Source organism: Streptomyces sp. NPDC056224, assembly GCF_042267665.1.
Taxonomy (GTDB): Bacteria; Actinomycetota; Actinomycetes; order Streptomycetales; family Streptomycetaceae; genus Streptomyces.
The window spans coordinates 58,614-75,058 of sequence record NZ_JBHJTK010000026.1; the positions used below are offsets into that span (position 1 = coordinate 58,614).

The following is a 16,445-nucleotide window of genomic DNA, read 5'->3' on the forward strand; positions in this document are numbered from 1 at the left end:
ATGGCACGGGACTACGACAGCCAGCTTCTGGAGTCGGTGGCGGTACGCCGCCGCAGGATGAGGGACGCGCTGCTGTTCGGCGCGCAGCGGGCGCGGCGCACGGCCGACGAACGGCTCGGGAAGCTGTTCGCGGGCATCGCCATCGCGGCTGTCCTGTGCGCGGGTTGCGTCGGGTGGTCCTTCGTCCAGCACACGCTCGCAAAGCAGAAGGCCGAGCAACAGCAGAAGCAGCAGCAACAGCAAGGCCCGGTACAGCAGCCCGGGCCGCCGTCACCGTCGACGACGCCTTCGAAATCACCGAAGTCGCCGAAGCAGTCGCCGTCGTCACCGAACGCACCGGCCTCCCCGCAGCCCTCGCACGCGTCCAAGTCGCCCAAGCCGCCCAAGCCGTCGCAGTCGTAGGGACGGGAGCAGAACGCGTGGAGATCCGGGAGATTTCACAGTCCGGCAGCAGACGTACGTCCCCTTGGCCCCGAAAGGTCGCAATCCCGCGATGATAGGTTCCCGTAAGTGGTGAGCACAGCAACGACTTCCCGGGCGCAATTGAGCCGGGTGACCCTGGTCGGCGAGCGGCGTCGGGCCGACATAGTCCTCCCCTCCGACACTCCGATCGGGCAGCTGCTCCCCGACATCCTGCATCTGCTCGACGACCGGGCCGCATCGCGCCCGATGACCCGTCAGCTGATCACGTCGGACGGTTCCGCGCTGCCGCACGACAGCACGCTCGCCTCGGCCGGGATAGCCGACGGCGCCGTGCTGCGGCTCGTCCGGACCCACTCCGCGCCGCCCGCACCCGTGGTCCACGACGTCACGGACCTGGTGGCCGACGACCTCGACCTGCAGGCCTGGCGCTGGCGTCCCGCCGCCCGGAGGGGCAGCGCGGGAGTGGCGACCGTGGCCTTCATGGTGACCGCCGCGCTGCTCGCCCGCCGCGAGTTCGCACTGGACGCCCTGGCCGGCGCCCTCACGGCCGTCACGCTCGTCCTGATGGCGGCCGGCGCGCTCGTCGCCCGGATCGGGCAGGCCAACCGGGGCCTGGCGACCGCCCTCCTGCTCGCCTCCGGCAGCCTGGGCGTCCTCACCGCGTGGACCGCCGCGGACGCCCACCACTGGCCGGGAACCGCGCGGCTCGCCGCCGTCGCGGGCGCGATCGTGCTGACGCTGGTGCTGCTCGGCTACTTCTCGCCGCTCGGCCGCGGCGGGCTCATCGGCGCCGTGGCCACGGCCGTGATCACCGCCGTGTGGGAGGCCGTCGCCGCCGTCCAGGGCGATCCGGCCCGGCTCGGCGCGGTCGTGGTCCTGTTCTCCGTGGTGCTGCTCGGGCTGCTGCCGCGGCTCGCCCTGATGGCCTCGGGGCTCACCGCGCTCGACGACCGGCGCTCGGGCGGTGCCTCCGTCAGCCGCCACGAGGTGGGCAACGCGCTCGCCGCCACGCACCGCGGGCTCTCCCTCGCGACGATCGTCACCGCGGTCTCGGCGGCGGGCGCCGGCTGGCTGCTGACCCTCGCCGAGAAGCCCACCGTCTGGACGGTGGCGCTCCCCGCGCTGGTCGCCGTGGTGCTGCTGTCGAGGGCGCGGGCCTTCCCGCTGGTCGCCGAGGTCGTCGCGCTGGTCGCCGCCGCGGCCCTGCTCGTCGTACGCCTCGTGATGCTGTGGACCGAGCACGCCGGCGGCACCGGACCGCTGGCCGTCCTCGGTGCGGCAGCGCTGTTGCCGCTGCTGGTCCTCGCGGTGCAGCCGCCGGACCACGTGCAGGTCCGGCTGCGGCGCACCGCCGACCTCATCGAATCGGTCGGCATGGTGGGACTCTTCCCCCTCGCCGTCGGGGTGTTCGGCGTGTACGGGCAACTGCTCAACAAGTTCTGAGTCAAAGCGCAGGCGCTCCGGGCGGGGCAGCAGGTCGGAAGAAGAGGGGCAGGGGCAGACATGCCGAACGGAGACAACTGGCAGGGAGACGTCCTGCGCGACCTGAGGGCCGGCGCGCCGGCCCAGGGCGCCCAGCAGGGCCCCGGCGCCCAGCAGCCCGCGCAGCCGTCGGCCCAGGGCCCGGGTCCGGGTCCGGGTCCGGCCGGAGCCCCGGCCCCGCAGCCCGGCGTGCCCGCGCAGGGCCACGCACCGCAGAGCCACGCACCGCAGCCCGCTCCCGGCTACGGCTACCCCCAGGGGCAGGTCCCGCCGCAGCCGGCGCCCCCCGGCGCCCAGCCGGTCCGTACGCCCGACTCCCGGCCCGCCGTCGACAAGAACCTCGCCGGCGCGGTGCGCGGGCCCCGGCGCGGTGAACCCTTCGCCGCCCGCGCCGTACGAGCCGTACGCCGAACCGTTTCCTCATCCGCCGCCCGCGAGGTCGCCGAGGCCACCCGTGCGGCCGAGATGCTCCAGCAGCCCGTGACCACCGGCCGCCAGATCGCCGTCACGTCCATCCGCGGCGGTGCCGGCAAGTCCACGGTCGCGGCCCTGCTCGGCACCACTTACGCCCACTACCGGCAGGACCCCGTCCTCTTCGTCGAGGCGGACCCGGCCCTCGGCTCGCTGCCGATCCGCCTCGGCGCCGAGACGCTGCGCTGGACGACCGGCGACGTCGCGGACATCGTCGAACCCCAGATGTCGCTGCTCGACGTCACCGGCTACCTCGTCCAGCTCCGCGACAACGCCTGGCTGCTGCCCGGCAGCCAGGGCCAGATCGGCGCGATGCTCGACCTGCGGTCCTACGAACGGGCCATGGTCGCGCTCCGCCGCTACTTCGGCGTGACCGTCGTCGACTGCGAGACACTGCCCGCCGAGGTCGCCCGGGTCGCGCTCTCCGCCTCCCAGGCCCGCGTCCTGACCACCCCCGCCACCCTGGACGGCGTCGCCAGCACGTACGCGGTCCTCCAGTGGATGCAGGGCCTGCCCCCGCACGTCATCGCCGGCACGGTCGTCGTACTCACCGAGCAGGCGCCGCACGCGGGAATCGACCTCACCGAGGCCGTGCGCACCCTCCAGGCCACCGGGGCGGGCGTGCACGTCCTGCCGTACGACCGGCACCTGGCGGCCGGCGGCCCCATCCGTACCGAACTGCTCGCCCACTCGACCAGGAAGACCGCCACCCGGCTCGCCGCGGAGGTCTTCCAGCTCTCCCAGAAGCGCCACTGACCGAGATGCCGGGCCCGACCGTGACGCGACCGATCGTGATTGGCGAACGACGACGATGAGCACCCGATGAGCACCCGACTGATCCACCGCCCGGCCAGGACCGTCAGACCCCCGGCCGCCCCCGCCGCACGCACCATCGAGGCCCCGCCCAACCTCCCCGAAGGCAAGGCGGGCAACATCGCGATGTCGCTGCTGCCCGTGGCCGGAGTCATGTCGTCCGTCGTGATGATGACGGTGGTCCGCAACAGCCAGTTCGCCGCGCTCGGCGCGCTGATCCTCGTCGTCACCGTCGTCGGCTCCCTCGCGCTCGTCTTCTCGCAGCGCGGCAAGGCCCAGCGCACCCGCCGTACCCAGCGCGAGGCCTATCTCGCCTACCTGGAGGACCTGCGCGAGGAACTCGCCGGCGAGGAACGCGAGCGCGGCGAGCACGCCGACGTGCTCAACCCGCCACCGCACGCCCTGTACGACATCGTCCGCGACCCGGCCCGGCTGTGGGAGCGCCGGCGCGTCGACGGCGACTTCCTGCGCGTGCGCGTCGGCACCGGCGAGATGCCCGTACGCGATCTGCAGATCGGCCAGCAGGGCTCCTCCGTCCTCACCCCGCCCGACCTCTTCATGCTCAACGAGGCCTCCGCGCTCACCTCCCGCTTCCGCAACGGCACCGAACTCCCGCTCACCGTCCCGCTCGACCGCGTCGGCAACATCAGCGTCATCGGCCCCCGCGAGGACTGCCTGCGCGTCGCCCGGGCCCTGCTGGTCCAGGCCGCCGCGCTGCACGCCCCCGACGACGTGGCCATCGCGCTGGCCGTCCCCGGCGACCGGCTCGCCGACTGGGAGTGGGCCAAGTGGATGCCGCACCTGCTCGACACCGAGCAGCTCGACGGCCCCGTCGCCGCCCGCCGGATCGCCCCCTCCGCGGCCCAGCTCGCCCGGCAGATCGGCCCGGAACTGCGCCGCCGCGCCTCCTACGCCGCCGAGGTGCGCCGCGGGCTGTCCGGCAGGGACGCCCTGTCCATGACGTCCCGGCTGCTCGTCGTGACCGACGGACACGGTGAGGACGCCGTCGAACTGCCCCGCCCCGACGACGCGGTCGGCCTGCGCGACATGGGCGTCACCGTCCTCCACCTGCTCGAACAGCGGATCCAGGAGCCGGGGCACGTCGGCGTACGGATCACCGTCGACGGCGACCGGGTCCTCATCGAGGACCTGCGCGAGGACACCCCCGTCAGCGCCCACGGCACCGTGGACGAGGTCGGCATCCCCTTCGCCGAGGGCCTGGCCCGGATGCTCGCCCCGCTGCGCCTGTCCGCCGAGTCCCTCATCGACGCACCGCTGTCCGGGCCCGTGGACTTCGCCGACCTGCTCGGCATCGACGACGTGGCCCGCCTCGACCTGGCGAGCCTGTGGGCCCCGCGCGGCGAACGCGCCTTCCTGCGCGTGCCCATCGGCATCAGCGACGCCCGCGAGCCCGTACTGCTGGACCTGAAGGAATCCTCCGAGCTCGGCATGGGCCCCCACGGCCTGTGCGTCGGCGCCACCGGTTCCGGCAAGTCCGAGCTGCTGCGCACCCTCGTCCTCGCCCTGGTCGCCACGCACCCGCCGGAGGACCTCGCCCTGGTCCTCGTCGACTACAAGGGCGGTGCGACCTTCGCGCCGTTCGCCGACCTGCCGCACGTCGCCGGAGTCATCACCAACCTGGAGAACCAGGCCGGTCTCGTCGAGCGCGTCCACGCCTCCCTCGCCGGCGAGGTCAAGCGCCGCCAGCAGGTCCTCAAGGACGCGGGGAACATCGCCGACATCGGTGACTACGCGGCGCTGCGCGCCGACCGCCGGCCCGACCTGGACCCGCTCCCGCACCTCTTCGTCGTCATCGACGAGTTCGGTGAACTCCTCACCGCAAAGCCCGACTTCATCGACCTCTTCCTGTCCATCGGCCGGATCGGCCGCTCCATCGGCGTGCACCTGCTGCTGTCCAGCCAGCGCATCGAGGGCGGCAAGCTCAAGGGCCTGGACACGTACCTGTCGTACCGCCTGGGCCTGCGCACCTTCTCCGCCGACGAGTCCCGTACGGTCCTGGACACCACGGACGCCTTCCACCTTCCGCCGCTGCCCGGTTTCGGCTTCCTCAAGGTCGACACCAGCCACTACGAGCGGTTCAAGGCGAGCTACGTCTCCGGCGCCTACCGGGGTCCCGTACAGCGTGCGGAGGAGGAGGAAAGCGGTCCGCTCGCCCTGGAGTACGAGGCCTTCAACACCCTGTCCAAGCCCGAGAGCGCGGGCACCCAGGAGCCCACGGCCCGGCGCCGCGAGACCGGGCCGACGGAGATGGGCGTCATCGTCGAGCAGCTGGAGAACGCCGCCGGCCGGGTGCGCCGCATCTGGCTGCCGCCACTGCCCGACGCGCTCAGCCTGGACTCGGTCGCCGGCCCCCTCGACGTGGGCGCGCGCGGCATGCAGCTGGCCAAGCGCCGCGGGCGGCTCGTGGTGCCGCTCGGCCTGCTCGACGACCCGACGAAGCAGTGGCAGGGCGAGTGGTACCTCGACCTCACCGTCGCGGGCGGCCACGCCGCCTTCATCGGCGGCCCGCAGTCCGGCAAGACCACCCTGCTGCGCACCCTGGTCCTCTCGCTCGCGCTGACCCACACCCCCCAGGAGGTCGGCGTCTACGGCCTCGACCTCGTCGGCGGCGGCCTCCAGGCCCTGTCGGGCCTGCCCCACGTGGGCGGGATCGCGGGCCGCGCCGACCGCGAGCGCGCCGCCCGTACCGTCGAAGAGGTACGGAACATGCTGGCGACCCGGGAGGACCTCTTCCGCGAACACGGCATCGACTCCGTGGAGCAACTGCGCACCCTGCACGCGGCCGGCCGGCTGCCGCAGCTGGCCTCCGCGGAGATCGTCCTCGTCATCGATGGCTTCGGCGCGCTGCGCGACGACTTCGAGGAACTCGACGACGCGGTCGTCGACATCCTCAAGCGCGGCGGCGGCTACGGCATCCACGTCGTCGCGGGCATGCTCCGCTGGAACGACGTCCGCATAGCCACCCAGTCGAACTTCGGCACCCGTGTGGAGCTGCGCCTCAACGACCCCAGCGAGTCCAGCATCGAGCGCAAGCTCGCCGAAACCCTGTCGCCCGACGAGCCCGGCCGCGTCCTCACCGACGGCAAGCTCTTCGCGCAGGTCGCGCTGCCCCGTACCGACGGGCTCCGCGACACCTCCGAGCTCGGCGCGGTCCTGGAGCGCACGGCCCGTACGATCCGCGCCACCTGGAGCGGGGACGCGGCCCAGCCGGTACGGGTGCTGCCGCACCTGCTGGAGCCGCATCTGCTGCCCGGCCCGGTCGCCGAGCCCAAGCGGGTACCGATCGGTCTCGACCAGAGCGCGCTGGCGCCCGTACTCATCGACCTGTTCCGGCACGACCAGCACCTGCTGGTCATGGGCGACAGCGAGTGCGGCAAGACGAACCTGCTGAAGACGATCGCCGGCGGCCTCATCGAGCGGTACGGCGAGGACGAGCTGGTCTTCGCCATCATGGACCCGCGGCGCAGCCTGCGCGGTGTGGTCCCGGAGGAGTTCAACGGCGGTTACGCGTACAACTCCAAGATGTGCGCCGGGCTGGCCGCGGGCATCGCCACCGAGCTGGAGCGGCGGCTGCCCGACGACAGCGCCCCCCTGGAGGACCTGGAGCCGGGCAGTTGGGGCGGCGGACCGCGGATCGTGGTCCTCGTCGACGACTACGACGTACTCACCACGGCCGGACAGTCGCCGCTCGCCCCGTTCGTGCCGTACATCCCGTCGGCGGCGGACATCGGCCTGCACTTCGTCCTGACGCGCCGCGTCGCGGGCGCCTCGCGCGGGATGTACGAGCCGCTGGTGCAGGGCCTGCGCGAATCGGGCGCCTCGGCGGTCGTCATGGCCGGCGACCGCAGCGAGGGCCAGCTGTTCCCGGGGGTGTACGCCTCCCAGCAGCCCGCAGGACGCGGCGTGCTCATCCGCAGGGGCCAGCCCAACCGTCTGATCCAGACCGTTTGCACCCCCGAGTGAAGGACCGCAGGACCACATGACCAAGGACGTCATAGCCCTCACGCCGCGGATGCCCGAGCCCTGGACCGTGCTCGCGGGCCTGCTCTCCGGCGGCCCCGACAAGCTGGTGGACACGACGGGCGAGGGCGCGGTCGTCCAGCTCTGCGACGAGCAGGGGCGACCGCTCGTCTCCATCGAGGCACCGCTGCTGGTCCAGGTGGAGGGAGAGGCCGAGCGGCTGCTGGGGGCCACCCCGCCGCGGGTCCCCTTCTGGTGGACCGAGGCCCGCGCCACCACCGGCGTCCCCGAGGCCGAGCGCCTCGCGGGCACCTTCGCGGCCCGGATCGCCTCCCTGGGCGGGGGGACCGCCTGGCCGCCGGAGGCCGCGCGCTCGGTGGCGGTGGTGGAGAGCGCCGGGATCGGCGTGGCGCCGACGCCCGCGGCGGCGCAGCCCGCCGTCGACGTGCTGACCGGCAACGTCGCCGTCGTCATCATGGACCGCCCGGTCGTCGCCATGACGGCCTGGCTCTCCGACGCGTACCGGGCCGCCGCGGCGGCCGAGCGGGGCCTGCAGATCGTCACGCCGCCCGGGACGGCGCTGTCCCCGGCGGTACTGGCGAACCTGCCGGGCTGGCCGTCGCGGTGGGTCGTGCAGGACGAGCGCGAGGGCTACTTCGACGGCCTGTCGGGCGCGGTGCTGCGCTGGCAGGACGGCATGTTCGCCACGGTCGTGGCGCCGGACGCCACCGAGGACGACCCGCGGACCCCGGTCGCCGCCACGTACCGGGAGGCGGTGAACACGGGCGAACGGCAGCTGGCCCTCACCTTCCGCACCATCCACCCCGCGGACGAACGGCTGGTCCTCGGCGGCGCCCTGGAGACGGTGTGGCGCGAGCTGACCGGCGAACCCCCGGCGGGGTGGGGGACGGCCGAGCCGGCCAACCTGCCCTGGTCGCCGGGACGGCTGACCGATGTGGCGTTCACGCGGGCCCCCGAGCCGACGTGGTTCGTGGTGGTGGGCAGCCCCGGGCGGCCCGCCCTCGCAACGGTGCGGATCAGCCGTACGAAGGCGGGTGTGGAGGAGGACGTGACGCTGGCGTTCGGCTACGGCCCGGACGAGGAGCTGCCGCTGGAGGCCCTGCAGCGCACCGCGGAAGCGCTCGTTATCCGCCACAACCTCCAGTCGATGCTCGTACAGCTCCGCAAAGCGCGCCGCGATCTGCTGGTCCCGCCGCGCTTCGAGGGGCCGGGGGTACCGCTGGCCTTCGTCCTGGGCGCGGAGGAGGTCCGGCGGATGCCGGACGACCGGGCCCGGCGCACGCCGCTGGCCGAACAGCCCTTGCGGCTGGGCCCCAAGGCCCGTCCCGCCTACTACTACCCGCTGCCGGGGGATCCGTCGGACCTGTCGGGGTGGAGCGCGTTCGAGCAGCTGATGAGGCATCTGAAGGGCTCGTGAAGATGCCTGGCGGTTTGTCATAGGTGGGTCACAGGTGGCCCGTTGCCCGTTGCAGGAGCGATGTGAGTTGATAGAACCGGACATATTTACGATCGATCGAGAGTGCGGGGGAGTGGGATGAAGTTCGACATGGGGACGCAGGTTCTGACGAACCTGATGTCGGGGTCGCGTAATTCGAATACCGATCTGGGTTCGCTGATCAAGCAGCTGGTGGCCGCGGCGCAGCCGCTGGAGGGCAAGTTCCAGGGGCAGGGCAAGGTCGCGTTCGACTCGTTCAAGCTGCGTGCGGACGGCATCGCGAAGGAGCTGAACGCCTCCCTGGCGGCGATCCTGGGCGGTCAGTCGGGCATGGAGCAGGCGTTCGGGTCGGGTGACCAGGAGCAGGGCGAGAACGCACGGCAGACGCAGGGCTCGGCGAACTTCGACGCGGCCCGCTTCCGCGGCCGCTGAGCCCGGCTCCGAATCTTCCGGGTCTTCCGGGTCTTCTTCCGGGTCTTCCGGGTCTTCCGGGTCTTCCGGGTCTTCGTTCTTCACGGGGAGTGTGGTTGTGATGGCAAGTGGGACGGACCGTCGTGCGTACGACGTGGGCGCCTCGACCGAGGTGCAGGGCGGTATCAAGGCGGTGATCGGCCAGCTGGAGCAGGTGATCGCCGCGCGTGAGGCGCAGGTGTCGGCCGCGATGTCGGACTTCGCGGCGGACGGTGTGGCGGATGACTACCACGCCAAGGAACTGCGGTGGAAGAACGCCTCCCAGGAGGTCAAGAACATCATCCGGCTGCTGAACACGACGCTGGAGAAGAACGATGCGACGGCGCGGCAGACGCTTCAGCGCGCGAAGGCCGCGGTCGACAACATCGGCTGAGCAGGATCGTTTCAGCAGGTCAGCAGGTCAGCAGGTCAGCAGGTCGGTGGGTCGGTTGGTCAGTGGGGCAGCGGGTCGGTAGGGCAGCGGGGTACACGGGGGTGGGTCGTCGATGACGTCGTGGGACATCAAGCCGCAGGGCGTGCAGGGGCAGTTGAAGACCGTCGGCGGGCATGCCGGTGAGCTGGAGAAGGCTTTGAACGCCCTGCTGACGGACATGTCGCAGGCGGCGGAGTATGCGGGGACGGCGGTGCCGGGTTCGGCGGCGAAGGTTGTCGGTCCGCTGGCCCCCGGCCAGGCACGCAATGCCATGGGTCCGGTGGCGGCCGCTCTGGGTGAGTACCTGAAGGGCCGCGAGAAGGAACTCAAGTCGATGACGGAGCGCATCGAGGCCTGCATGCGCGGTGCCGCGACGGCGACCAACGAATACCTGGAAGGCGATCTGGACCAGGCGAAGGCGGCCCAGGACGCTGCCCGCTCCGTGAACCTTCAGTATCTGCGCGAGCACTCGGGGGACAAGAAGTGAGCGGGAACGCGCCGGTCGATCCGGCCGAGGTACCTGTCTTCACGGGGGACTTCGCGTTGCTGGACGGGAAGGTGAAGGCGATCTCGTCGGGCGGGGCGGCGATCTCGACGGCGGCGGGCGACGTCCACAGCAGCTTCGGCGGGCTGCAGGCGTTCTACCAGGCGCCGGAGGCCGATCAGCTCTTCGCGACGACGAAGCCCGTCTCCGACCTGGGCCTGAAGATCAGTTCCGACATGTGCACGATCGCGGGCGCCCTCGGTACGTACGCGCGGGACGCGGAGCCGATCGCGAAGCGGCTGGACTCGCTGAAGAAGGAAGCCGAGGCGTTCCGGGCGAAGGTCGCCGACGACAAGGACTGGATCGAGGACGGCGATCTGATCGACGAGAACCTCGAGCGCCGCAACAAGATCGCCGAGGTCTGGGCCCAGTTCCAGGACGTCGAGACGGCCGCCCACGCCAAGATCGTCGCTCTGGTGGGCGGCAAGCGGCTCATCAAGGACGACGGCTCGCACGGCAAGGGCATGTACGGCTACGACGCCGAGGCCCTGAAGCAGGCCAAGTCCCTGCCGTGGGGTGACGCGGTCGAGGAGTCGATCCCCGGCTGGCAGGTGTGGGAGCACGCGTGGGAGTTCACCAAGGGCTTCTTCGTCGACGGCGTCTGGGGCACCCTCAAGGGCCTGGGCGGCCTCGTCGGTCTCCAGGGCTGGGACACCTTCAAGCAGTCCTGGACCGGTCTGGCCAAGCTGGCGACCGGCCTCGCGATCGTCTCCGTCCCCGGCGTCGGCCCCCTGTTCATGGCCGTCCCGGACGACAAACTCCCCTCCTGGCTGCGCGATTCGCGCACCGCGATGAAGGAGACCGGCAAGGCCCTCCTCGCGTGGGACCAGTGGGGCTCCAACCCGGGCCGCGCGGCCGGTGCGGTCACTTTCAACGTGATCACCACCATCGCCACGGGCGGCACGGGCGGCGCGGTCTCGGGCGCCGGCAAGGCCGGCGCGGTGGCCAAGGCCCTGTCGGTCGCGGGCAAGGCGGGCCGGATCGTCGACCCCATGACGTACGTCTTCAAGGGCGCGGGCGCGGGCATCTCGAAGATCGGCGACGTGATGGCCGGGCTGAAGGGCCTGGGCAAGGTCGAAATCCCGAACATCAACGTGGACGGCGCGATCGCCCTTCCCGAGGGTGCGGTCAAGCTGCCCGACGGCGCCATCCACCTCCCCGAGGGCACTCCGATCCCGGACGGAGCGGTCAAGCTCCCGGACGGCAACATCAAGCTGCCCGAGGGCACGACCACGCTGCCGCCGGGCTCGGTGAAGATCCCGGGTGACGGCCCGGCCCAGTTCATGGACCCCAAGGGCAACATCTACGACGACGCCGGCAAGACCATCCAGAAGGCGGACCAAGCCCCGAAGGACATCGTGGACACCCCGAAGGCGGACACGCCACGGGTCGACGCCCCGAAGGTGGACTCCCCCGCCACGGTCAAGGTCCCCGAACGCGTCCTGGAAGGCGTCGGCGGCCGCGGCGGCGACGACGCGTTCCGCCTCGGCTCCGACATCTCCGACCCGCTCCACAGGAGCGACCACACCCCGACCGGCCACGCCCCGGACCACACCCCCGGCGGCCACGCCCCCGACAACATGCCGCGGGGCGACCTGAACCAGCCCCCGCGCGGCGGCCACCCGGACACCCCGACCACCCACGGCCCCGACACCCCGCGCGGCGGCGGCACCCACCCGGACGGCCCCGGTTCCGGAGCCACCCACCCCGACGGCACCGGCACAGGCGGCCACGGCGCGGGCGGCGGCCACCCGCAGGCGCCGGGCACCGGGGGCCTGGACGGCCTCGGCCACGGCGCGGACGACGCGGCCACGCATACCCCGGGCACCGGCGCCACGGGCGACGCGGCAACAGCGGCTCCCGCCACCCCGCGCAAGCCGGTGGAACGTCCCAGCTTCATGCTCAACGGCGACAATCCCTACGGCCGTCCCGGGCGTCTCACCGTGGACCAGATCCAGGAAATTCAGGTCTACCGGGCCAATGCAGAGCCCGGATATTTCGACGCCTATTACAAGAACAACGGAAACCGACTGAGGCTCAGCTACCTGGACGAGAGCGGATACAATCCGCCCCAGCTCACCAGGGAGAGTGAGAACGCCCCTTGGATCAGGGCCAAGGATGCACCCGACCCGCCCAAGCCTCACTACATCGACCCCAAGCTCATTCACAGGGACGCCGGAACGGTTACCGATCCGGCACGCTTGGACAGGCTCAAGAACGCCACTGAGGACCGTTATTTCACCATTGAGTGGGACCAACTTGCCGATAGGCTCAAGCAGGAAGCGGCAGATACCCACAAGCTAACCGGCACGGATGAAACACTCGGTCTGTGGTCGGAGAGCCGTGGTGCGTACCGGGAAGCCCACACGCAGATGGTCAAGGTGACCGAACATTACGGCGAGTTCGTCGCGGAGCAGCACTACATCGCGGAGAACCACGCCGGTGCCGTGAAGGAGACCCTGCACGGGCCGAAGAACGGCAACGACCAGTTCGACCAGGTGTGGCGCCGGCCGGACGGCAGGTACGTCGTCGTCGAAGCAAAGAGCAGTATCAAAACGCAACTCGGAGGCCGGAACCTGCCCAATGGGCGCAGAGTTTCCCAGGGGTCGCAGGAATATTTCCTCGACATCATTCGGGAAATGAAGGAACGAGGAAAGACGATCAAGAGCGAGGACGATCTCGCGGAAGCCTTGAAGACAGCCCTCAAGAAGGGTGAGCTGGACTATGTGGTCATCAAGGGCGACGCCAACGCGCCTGCGTACAATGGCTACCACTACCAGCGATTCGACCTGAGCAAGAGGAGCCTTCCGTGACCGTCATCGTGAGTCGGCATTTCACCCCGGGGGCCACGGAAGAAGAATGGGCCGAGCGTCTCTGGGTGAGTCTGGCCCGGGACATCGGCGAGCTGGAGGAGTACCCGCATTCACTCCCCACGGCCTTCAACGACGCGCTGCTGCACCTCGGAGCGCGCTGCACCGTGGATCCGCGTGCGGAGCGGCTGGAGACGTGGGAGGCCGTGGTCAACACGCTGCAGCTGGGCTCGGCCGTGTTCGCCACCGTGTGCGCGGACGAGGGCACCGTGGAGTGCCGGATCAACCGTGAGATGCGCACGCTTCCGGCCGAAGGCCCGGCAGCCTTCGCCGACCTGGGCGCGTGGCTGACCACGTTCTGGCTCGCCATGGTCTGCCGGGACCAGCAGCGCCTGACCCAACTTGCGGAAGTCCCGCTCAGCCGCATCTCATCCAGCGGCTACGACACCTTCGTCTGGCACTGGGTGGACGCCCTCCAGACCTACTGGCTCCAGGGACCCGACCTGGTGGAGAAGCTCACCCTCGCCGTCGAGATGTCCCGGCCCGATGTCGCCACGCTCACCCCGCACGGCCTGCTCCAGACTGTGCTCGCCCCGCCCATCAACCTCTTCTACCTGCTGATTACCAACAACCCCAGCGGCTTCAACGAGTTCCTCGTCCAGTCCCTCGAACTCCACAAGGCCTACTGGTCCGTCGACGAACAGCGAGCAGAAAAGCCCGACGGCCACCTCGCCCTGGCCCCTCTGGCCCTCGCCTGCCACGCACGCGACGGCGGAATGCCGATCAACGTCGAATCGGGATACCTTCCCCACCACCTCCTCACCCGCGACTGGGTGGGCGAGTTCCCCACATAACAGGTGCGCGAAACGTGACGGTGGTGGTGAACCGTCATTCCGTCCCGGCGGTCGACGACCGCGCTCACCTTCGCCAAGGGGCACCGCCTGCTGGACCCGAGAGCCTCGATCTTCCCTCCATCGCTCGCCATGACCTGTACCGCCCACGATGTGGGCCTCCCGATCGAGGTCGAGTCCGAGCATGTGCCCGCCACCCTCCTGGGACGCAACTGGTGCGGCGAATTCCCCACGTAAGGACCTCATGACCACCGTTGTCCCCGGGATACGCCCATGACCGTGATCGTGCCGCGCCAGGACTACCGGAAGGACGAGATGGCGGCGGTGGTTCCCGTCATGGAGGGGTCGCTGTCCTATTCGCTGGAGGAGATCGAGACTTCGCACAACTCCAGGTCGGGCGCGGTCATGAGGTCGCTGAACGTCGCCCTCGTCCGCTGTGTCGGGGACCCCGGTGCCGTCATGCTGGAGACCTGGGAGTCCTGGCTGCTGGCCATGCAGGTGCACTCGGCCGTCTTCGCCGCCACCTCCACCGACCAGGAGACGGTCACCTGCAAGATCCGCGAGGAGGAGCGCCATCTCGCCACCACCGGACCGCAGACCTACCTCAACGCGGACACCTGGCTCGACGCCTTCTACCTCGCGATCATCTGCCGCGAGGCAGCCCGTCTCGACATGCTGGCCCGGATCCCGGTGTCCCTGCTGCGCGACTTCGGCGGAGCCCTGGACGAGTACACCTACGCCTGGGTGGAAACCCTTCAGAGCTTCTGGCTCCACCGCGACGACCTGCGCACGCACCTGGTGAACGCCGTGGACCTGAGCGCGGCCGAGCAGGCCCGCGTCCTCGACGCGGAGACGATGTCCAAGCTCCGGTACCCGCCGATCATGATGCTCTACCGCTACCTGCGCAACGACGCCGCCGGCTTCAACGAGGCCCTGGCCGACGCCGTGCGCTGGCACAAGGAGTACTGGACCGCGGACGAGGACCGCGCCCAGAACATCCTGGGCGTCGTCGCCCTCGGCCCGTTGGCCATCGCCTGCCTGGCCAAGGCCAACGGCATCCCGGTCGAGGTCGAGTCCGGCTACCTCCCCGAAGCCCTGCTCGACTTCGCCTGGCGCGGCGAGTTCGACGCGTAACCGCGCGCCGCGAGGTGCGGCACGCGCCCGGTACGCATGACCACCGTCCTCCCGCCGGCGTTCGAGGTGGGCACGAGCGTCCAGCCGATGGCGGTGAAGACCCATCCGATACGCAGCGTGCCCACCCGGTCGCGATCACACCAAGCGGGGCACCACCACCAGTGCGGCGGCGCCGAGGGAGGCCGTCCACAGGGAACCCCGGTGGCCCAGCCGCAGGGACGCCTCGTGCAGGGCGGACAGCACGGTACCCGCGCACCGGTGACCGGCTCCCGCGAGCGCGCACACGGCGTCCCCGTACGCGTAGGCGAAGGAGCCCGCGCGACCCGATACGCGGCGCCGGGCCCGGGTCCAGCAGTACTCGGGCAGCAGCAACGCGACAGCGACCACGTTCACCGCGTACTCGACCCCGGTGCCCAGATGCGTCAACAGGGGTGCGGTCACCCATCTGCACACCACGTACAGGCTGGCGGCCAGCAGCAGGAAGGACACGACGGCCCGCACCACCTCCGGGTAGGTGGTCACAGTGGTCACGGTACTCACTCGGGCTTCCCCGCTGCCTCCCACTCGGCATCCCCGTCCAACGGAGCCCGCTCCAACTGCTCCCGGTAGATCGGCTGCTTACGGGTGCGGCCCTGTCCAGCGTCCACGAGCCGCGCCTTCACGCTCTCCAAAGCCGCCCGCGCGGTCTCCTCCACCATGTGGTCCTCCACGACGCCGGAGTCGAGGAGCTTTTCGATGATGCGGATCTGGTTGCCGCTGGCCTCTCGTTCGTCGTCGCGGATGGCAGAGATCGCGAGCGGGATGTCGCCGGGGTTCTGTGCGAGATGGGCTCCCCAACGGCCCATCTCGCCACCCGCGAGCAACGTGGCGTAGAAGCTGGTCCGCTCCTCCATCACTTCGTGCTCGTTGTGCGTGCGCATCCGGGTCAGCTCGTGCTCGCTGCGCGTCCGGACCTTGCTGTAATCGATGGTCCGGAGGGAGGAGAGCTGACGCATCGCCTCCTCGTCGAGACTGAGCCGGACATCACAGGAGACCTCCAGCCCCTGGGCCAGAGCCAGTGGTTCGGCCGCGAGTGCCTCCATCACCGCGATCTCCGCCTCGGCACTGCGCTCGATGTCGAACCGGCGGCTCTCACGGCGCATCCGGGTCAGCAGACGCGGTTCGAGCAGCGCGCGGACATCGCGGATGTGCCGTTCGACGATCACGGCGGGGTCGGTGACCCGCCACGTCAGGTCCGTCTCCGCGGAAAAGAACGCGGCATCCCCGTCGCTGGGCAGACGGTGCTCCAGGGACATGTGCTGAATGCCCATCTCCACTTCGTACAAGGTACGGAAGTTCCTGCTCACCAACTCGCCGCGGGTGGGCTGCTGGTGGGGCAGATACGCTTGCGGCCGCCCCCCGGGCGCGAGGAAGACCAGGGCCCGTTCGGCGTACGTCGGCGGTCGATTGCGCACGTACTCGAATCGGTGCAGGTTCCGTACGTGGCGTACGGGATCGTTGACGATCGACGTCATCTTCTTCTTCTCCTGCTTCGGTTCTCAATTCGCCTGCGGCGATGTCTGTGCTGTCGGAAAGTGGCGGCTGCCAGGAGCGGGCG

12 protein-coding genes and 1 pseudogene are annotated in these 16,445 nt (G+C 70.7%); 11 read left to right on the top strand and 2 right to left on the bottom strand.

Annotated elements, in window-relative coordinates; all coding sequences use genetic code 11:
- The 11 genes and pseudogenes from ACFCZ1_RS26010 to ACFCZ1_RS26060 form a co-directional block, all read left to right on the top strand.
- A pseudogene (locus ACFCZ1_RS26010) lies at positions 1-300 on the top strand (hypothetical protein); the annotation flags it as partial.
- 210 nt (positions 301-510) lie between these two features.
- Entirely contained in the window at positions 511-1,866 is a 1,356-nt protein-coding gene (eccD, locus tag ACFCZ1_RS26015) for a type VII secretion integral membrane protein EccD (protein WP_376680675.1), read from the top strand.
- Positions 1,867-1,926: 60 nt separating this feature from the next.
- A complete protein-coding gene (locus ACFCZ1_RS26020; RefSeq protein ID WP_376680676.1) occupies positions 1,927-3,132 on the top strand; it encodes a MinD/ParA family protein in 1,206 nt (401 codons plus the stop codon).
- 66 nt (positions 3,133-3,198) lie between these two features.
- A complete protein-coding gene (gene eccCa / locus ACFCZ1_RS26025) occupies positions 3,199-7,173 on the top strand; it encodes a type VII secretion protein EccCa (protein ID WP_376680677.1) in 3,975 nt (1,324 codons plus the stop codon).
- Between the two features lie 16 nt (positions 7,174-7,189).
- The gene (locus ACFCZ1_RS26030; RefSeq protein ID WP_376680678.1) at positions 7,190-8,608 is read left to right on the top strand and encodes a DUF6177 family protein; all 1,419 of its coding nucleotides are present in this window, start codon (positions 7,190-7,192) and stop codon (positions 8,606-8,608) included.
- Between the two features lie 117 nt (positions 8,609-8,725).
- Entirely contained in the window at positions 8,726-9,058 is a 333-nt protein-coding gene (locus tag ACFCZ1_RS26035; RefSeq protein WP_030763942.1) for a hypothetical protein, read from the top strand.
- A gap of 100 nt (positions 9,059-9,158) precedes the next feature.
- The gene (locus ACFCZ1_RS26040; RefSeq protein WP_376680679.1) at positions 9,159-9,470 is read left to right on the top strand and encodes a pore-forming ESAT-6 family protein; all 312 of its coding nucleotides are present in this window, start codon (positions 9,159-9,161) and stop codon (positions 9,468-9,470) included.
- A 112-nt stretch (positions 9,471-9,582) separates the two neighbouring features.
- Complete coding sequence (locus tag ACFCZ1_RS26045; protein WP_376680680.1) at positions 9,583-9,996, top strand: DUF6507 family protein; 414 nt, start codon at positions 9,583-9,585, stop codon at positions 9,994-9,996.
- Positions 9,993-12,866 (top strand): hypothetical protein, encoded by a 2,874-nt coding sequence (locus ACFCZ1_RS26050; RefSeq protein ID WP_376680681.1) that lies wholly within the window; start codon positions 9,993-9,995, stop codon positions 12,864-12,866. Before ACFCZ1_RS26045 ends, ACFCZ1_RS26050 begins: the two co-directional genes overlap by 4 nt.
- Positions 12,863-13,717, top strand: a complete 855-nt coding sequence (locus ACFCZ1_RS26055; RefSeq protein WP_376680682.1) for an immunity 49 family protein — start codon at positions 12,863-12,865, stop codon at positions 13,715-13,717. The genes ACFCZ1_RS26050 and ACFCZ1_RS26055 overlap by 4 nt, the downstream gene beginning before the upstream one ends.
- Positions 13,718-13,987: 270 nt before the next feature.
- Positions 13,988-14,848 (top strand): immunity 49 family protein, encoded by an 861-nt coding sequence (locus ACFCZ1_RS26060; protein ID WP_376680683.1) that lies wholly within the window; start codon positions 13,988-13,990, stop codon positions 14,846-14,848.
- A gap of 135 nt (positions 14,849-14,983) precedes the next feature.
- Here the strand turns inward: ACFCZ1_RS26060 and ACFCZ1_RS26065 are convergent, their stop codons facing one another.
- Together ACFCZ1_RS26065 and ACFCZ1_RS26070 are read right to left on the bottom strand one after the other, a co-directional pair.
- Entirely contained in the window at positions 14,984-15,370 is a 387-nt protein-coding gene (locus ACFCZ1_RS26065) for a hypothetical protein (RefSeq protein ID WP_376680684.1), read from the bottom strand.
- A gap of 14 nt (positions 15,371-15,384) precedes the next feature.
- The gene (locus ACFCZ1_RS26070) at positions 15,385-16,362 is read right to left on the bottom strand and encodes a hypothetical protein (RefSeq protein WP_376680685.1); all 978 of its coding nucleotides are present in this window, start codon (positions 16,360-16,362) and stop codon (positions 15,385-15,387) included.
- Positions 16,363-16,445: the final 83 nt, after the last annotated feature.